Raw genomic sequence first — 1102 nt, 5'->3', positions numbered from 1 at the left:
ATGACCCTAAAGTTGAAGTCCTTTTGGTAAGGGTAAATCGGCAAGTGGGAAACCGTTAATTTTTACTGTAATATTTTTTATGTTTAAAGTAAGCCAATGTTGAAATTATTGCAACAAAAGCAAGGCTATAATACACAAATCCAGGGGTGATGGGTTTGTCTCCACTAGCATAAGAATGTAATCCTACCAAATAGAAATTCACGCCAAAATAGGTCATCATTATCGAGGCAAAGGCGAGTACCGCCATCACATTGTACCACCATCTGCTGCGCAAGCCGGGAATGAGTCTCATATGAACCACAAAAGCGTAAATCATGATACTGATAAGCGCCCAGGTTTCCTTGGGATCCCAACCCCAGTACCTGCCCCAGCTTTCATTGGCCCACATACCTCCCAAGAAATTTCCGATAGTCAACAAACCAATACCTAAAATCAAAGCGAGTTCGTTGATAATGGTCAACTCTTTGATATTTAAGTCCATTTTCTTTTTATTCTTCTCGTTGGTGAGTATCATTAAAATAAGAGCAACAAGTCCAAGTATCATCCCAAGCGTAAACGGACCATAGCTACCTACAATCACAGATACGTGTATCATCAGCCAATAAGAATCCAATACGGGAACAAGTGTTGTAATTGCCGGGTCCATCCAGTTTTGATGTGCCACCCATAAAACGATAGCCGCCACAAAAGCAGTTGATGCTATGGTCAAATTGGATTTTCGGCCAAAGGCCAAACCAAAAAATACCGTTGCCCAGGCCACATAAATTACAGACTCATAAGCATCACTCCAAGGAGCATGACCACTGATGTACCACCTTAGTATCAATCCTATGGTCATTAATATAAAAAATGTCCAAATAATATATTTACATACATTAACCAATTTATCAAGTGTTTTGTTTTTCTCTTTAAAAATTTGAAAAATTAAAAATGAAAACATCAGTATACCAATGAGTAAAAAGTATTTGTAAAGGCGATTGAAAACATCAACTTTATTATAAAGTATTTCAGCTTTTATCCTGTTTTCAGTTGGCATTATAGAACTGCCGTATCGCTTTTGATAGCTGGTGATGCTTTCCAGATATTCATCAGCTTTGGAATA

The 1102-nt window shown here is 37.8% G+C and carries 1 protein-coding gene; it reads right to left on the bottom strand.

The features are described from left to right. Positions 1 to 55: 55 nt before the first annotated feature. A partial coding sequence (locus AC6F75_RS08485) for a cytochrome c biogenesis protein CcsA (RefSeq protein ID WP_500714577.1) occupies positions 56 to 1102 on the bottom strand: 1047 nt, incomplete at its 5' end.

Source organism: Planktosalinus sp. (genome assembly GCF_059864935.1).
The sequence above is the reverse complement of the archived record's forward strand: the minus strand, read 5'-3'. Positions and strand labels throughout refer to the sequence as shown.